The sequence below is a fragment of the Ramlibacter sp. genome (assembly GCF_013697775.1).
Taxonomy (GTDB): domain Bacteria; phylum Pseudomonadota; class Gammaproteobacteria; order Burkholderiales; family Burkholderiaceae_C; genus Ramlibacter.
In genome coordinates this window covers 1-2,001 of sequence record NZ_JACCWG010000300.1, presented here as the reverse complement: position 1 = coordinate 2,001, position 2,001 = coordinate 1, and the positions used below count along the sequence as shown (strand labels likewise).

General features: G+C 68.8%; 4 protein-coding genes. 2 read left to right on the top strand and 2 right to left on the bottom strand.

Annotated elements, in window-relative coordinates; all coding sequences use genetic code 11:
- Both H0U68_RS15125 and H0U68_RS15120 read left to right on the top strand, forming a co-directional pair.
- Nucleotides 1–439, top strand: a 439-nt coding sequence (locus H0U68_RS15125; protein ID WP_296356998.1) for a type II secretion system protein N, incomplete at its 5' end; no start/stop codon positions are given.
- 134 nt (nucleotides 440–573) lie between these two features.
- Nucleotides 574–723 (top strand): hypothetical protein, encoded by a 150-nt coding sequence (locus H0U68_RS15120; RefSeq protein WP_296356996.1) that lies wholly within the window; start codon nucleotides 574–576, stop codon nucleotides 721–723.
- 23 nt (nucleotides 724–746) lie between these two features.
- On the opposite strand, the gene H0U68_RS15115 is transcribed toward H0U68_RS15120, so the two are convergent.
- Complete coding sequence (locus H0U68_RS15115; protein ID WP_296356994.1) at nucleotides 747–1,598, bottom strand: 3-hydroxybutyryl-CoA dehydrogenase; 852 nt, start codon at nucleotides 1,596–1,598, stop codon at nucleotides 747–749.
- A 67-nt stretch (nucleotides 1,599–1,665) separates the two neighbouring features.
- A partial coding sequence (locus H0U68_RS15110) for a LysE family transporter (RefSeq protein ID WP_296356992.1) occupies nucleotides 1,666–2,001 on the bottom strand: 336 nt, incomplete at its 5' end.

Below are 2,001 nucleotides of genomic sequence, written 5' to 3'. Positions count from 1 at the left end.
GCCGGCGCCGGTGCAAACCCCGTTGGCTGCCAGCGCGCCGCACCCCGCGCCGGTCGCTGCGGCAGCGCGCCCTGAAGGCATTGCCTTGCAAGGTGTGCTGGCGCGTCCCGAGTCCGGCCGCTCCGAGGCATTGCTGAGCACCCAGGGCGCCGCGCCGCAGCTCTACCGCACCGGCGACGCCGTCGCCGGTGGCTGGATGCTGCGCCGCGTGGCGCCCGACCATGTGGTGCTCGCCAAGGACGGTGCCGAAGCGCGGCTCGACCTCGAGGCCGCGCGCCCCGCGATGCAGGCGGCAGCGCCCGCAGTGAAGAGCCTCGGTGCCGATGCGCCGCCGGGCCTTACGCCCGGGCTGTCGCCGCCGCGCACCGTCGAAGGCAGGCCGGAGAGCAACCGGCGCTTCCTGCAGGACCGCCGCGAGCGCGCTAAGCAAATTCCCTAAGTCCGCCGCGGCGCCGCTGCGCAAAAGTGCTTAAGCGCCGGTAGGCAACTGTCTTATCGCGCAAAAAGGCGATTCCCGGAAGAATCTCTCCCATCGGTGCAACAACTGCACCCGGACAAACAGGAGAAGAGATCATGGAAAGAACGCACCGCATCATCGTGTCCCGCCTGCTGATCGCCGCCACCGTCGTGCTGACCGCCGTCAGCTGCTGGACCGTGACGGACCGGATGAGCCAGGCCGCCGGCGGCGACCTGGTCATCAAGTCGGAAAGCAGCAAGGCCTAAAGGCCGCGCGCCCCGGTGGCGGGTCAGTAGCCGTACACGCCGCGGCCGCTCTTGCGGCCCAGGCGCCCGGCAGCCACCATTTCCTTCAAGAGCGGGCAGGGCCGGTACTTGGAGTCGCCGTACTCCCGCAGGTAGACCTCCATCACCGCCAGGCACACGTCCAGGCCGATCATGTCGGCCAGTGCCAGCGGGCCGAGCGGGTGGTTGCAGCCGAGCTTCATGCCGGCGTCGATGTCCTCGGGCGTCGCGATGCCCTCGGCCAGCACGAAGAATGCCTCGTTGATCATCGGCACCAGGATGCGGTTGACCACGAAGCCCGGCGCGTTCTTCACCGTGATGGGCGACTTGCCCAGCCGCTCGGCCAGTGCCTTCACCGCATCGTGCGTCGCGTCGCTGGTCTGCAGCCCGCGGATGATTTCCACCAGCGCCATCATCGGCACCGGGTTGAAGAAGTGCATGCCGATGAAGCGGTCCGCGCGCGAAGTGGCCGCGGCCAGCTTGGTGATGGAGATCGACGAGGTGTTCGACGCGATGACCACCTCCGGCGCCACCAATCCGTCCACCTGCTTCAAGATGCGCAGCTTCAGCTCTTCGTTCTCGGTGGCCGCCTCGATCACCAGCTGCGCCGCCTTCAGGTCCTCGGAGTTCGTCGAACCCTTGATGCGCGCCAGCGCCGCGTCCCTGTCGGCGGCGGTGAGCTTGTCCTTCTTCACCAGCCGCTCCAGGCTGCCGGCCACGGTGGCCAGGCCCTTGCTGACGGCGGTGTCCGAAACGTCCACCATGACCGCGTCCACGCCCGCCACGGCGCATGCCTGCGCGATGCCGTTGCCCATGGTGCCGGCGCCGATAATGCCCACCGTCCGAATGCTGCTCATGCTCTGCTCCACGAATAGAAAAACGATGGCGGGAATGGTACAGGGCGCAGCAGCGCGCAGCGGGCTGCTACCGCTGAAGGAAATGCAGCTGGCTGAGCGCCCAGGCGCCGCAGGCGATAAGCGCGAGCGCGCCGGCGCGGCGCAGCAGCACCTGGGCGCGGCCGTTGCGGGCGCCTGAGCGGTTCAGCCGGCCCACCAGGTAAACGAGCGCCGTGAAGTACACGAGGTTCAGCATCTCGAACAGCAGGCCCAGCAGCGCGAAGCCCTCCAGCCAGCGCTGCGCGCGTGGGTTGATGAACAGCGGGAAGAACGCGCCGAAGAACAGGATCGGCTTGGGATTGGTGAGCGTAAGCAGCAGGCCGCGCGCGGCGGCGTGCCGGCCGGATGGCTGGCGCCGCTGCGC